At 59.7% G+C, this 1,686-nt stretch carries 2 protein-coding genes; both read right to left on the reverse strand.

Translation table 11 applies throughout. The features are described 5' to 3' along the window. A partial coding sequence (locus WA989_RS10520; protein WP_424340451.1) for a TonB-dependent receptor plug domain-containing protein occupies positions 1-1,309 on the reverse strand: 1,309 nt, incomplete at its 3' end. Positions 1,310-1,469: 160 nt separating this feature from the next. After that, the coding region (locus tag WA989_RS10525) for a formate/nitrite transporter family protein (RefSeq protein ID WP_424340452.1) at positions 1,470-1,686 on the reverse strand (217 nt) is incomplete at its 5' end.

A 1,686-nucleotide genomic window follows, 5' to 3' on the forward strand; every position in this document is an offset into this window, starting at 1 on the left:
CATTGATGGTGAGTTTGTCATCCACGGCCCAGGCGGCCGACAGATAGCCTTTGGGACGCGTGAACTCACGAGTCTGGCTGGCACCGCCGGTCCGCGAGAGTTCGGAATATTCCGCGCCGATCGATGCCTGTATAGAAATGTCCGATGTCAGGCTCCGCCCGTGCGTCACCGAGAACTCTATGCGATTTTCCTCGACCCTCGAATTGGCGTTGCTGAGCGGGACGTCGACCAGCCCGCCACCCGTATCGAGCGTCTGGAACATTGCATCGGCTTCCAGAAAGTTAAAGGCGCCTTCCGCGGCGATCTGCCAGTCGCGGCCTTCGGCTGGCGCCCAGCTGTATTCGCTGCGCAAAATGGATTCGCCCTCGTCGACGGTCTGATGAAAGATGGAACGCTCGTCCAGAGTGCCGTCCGCAAGCGTCGTGCGCACGCGCTGGCGGAACGGGCTGTGCTCGAAGCGCCAGAGGGCAACCGTCTTCAGCCGGCCGGGGCCCAGGCCGAATTCATAATCGCCGCCGATCTCGCTGTTCCACTCATCCTCACGGTCATCGAAAATACGGATCCGGTCCTGGCGTCCGTCCCGTGGGAAGCGATTCGACACGATCCGTGTATCGATCCGGAATTCGTTGTACTCGGCATTGAAGTTGGCGATAGGGCCATTCGCCGGCGTCCATTCGAGCGAACCCGACACGCCCGGTGCGTTGCCGGTGCGGTTGATGACTTGTTCACGGAATTCAATGAGATCGCGATTGCCATTATAGACCGCTTCGTCGCCGGATCCGCCGCCGCGGATCGGGTCGTTCCTGAGGCCGAGCGTCCAAGCCAGCGCGTCCGTGCGGCCCGTAATGGAGAGGTTTGCTCCGTCATAGAAGGGCGGCAGGTGCTGGCGGAAACGCGAACGCCATTCCCAGGTGCCGGAGACGCCGTTCACTGCGGCGGTCACGTCGACGACTTGTCCGGAAAGACCCGGAATATCCAGCGACGCCCCGTCGACAAGCTCGATTTTCTCTACATTTGTAGCGGGAATTCGGGCGAGAGCATCCCTGAGGGTAAGAGACTTGCCGGACACCCGGCGGCCATTGATCAGGACGTTGCCGTCTGCCTGGCCAAGCCCCCTTGATCCATCATCGTCTTCCTGAATCGAGAAACCGGGAATGCGGCGAACCATATCAAGCCCAGTGCTTGGAGAAAACTGAGCAAAATAATCTGGCTCGAACATACGGGCGGCGCCGTTAGCTTCAGTCTGGGCGGCAGCTGGAAAGATGGCAAGCGCAAGGGTTCCCGCCAAGAGCGCGGACTTGAAAGACATTCTACAGATTTCCTCCCGAAAAGGCATTATCGCCGGGTGAGCGGATGCAATGTGTTACATGTGTAACGATATTAATCCGCCGCGGGCTTCAACTTACCATTCTGTAATGTTGGGGGGTGGCGTGTATGCCCGCCGGAGCGGGCCGGGTTGGCGCCAAGGCTCAGTTGTCCTCGTCCAGCTCCGCGTGCACCTGGCCCCAGGCGAGCATCGCAAAGAGGCCCGACCCGCCTATAATATTGCCGGCCAAGGCAGGTAGGAGGTTCACCCCAATGATCTTCGCAAGATCCTGTTCTCCAGTGAACGCGACCATGAACAATTCTGTTGAGCCGACCACAACGTGCGCGAAGTCGCCGAGCGCAATCAGATAGGTGAAGAAC

The organism is Henriciella sp. (genome assembly GCF_049649345.1).
In the GTDB taxonomy this organism is placed as follows: Bacteria; Pseudomonadota; Alphaproteobacteria; order Caulobacterales; family Hyphomonadaceae; genus Henriciella.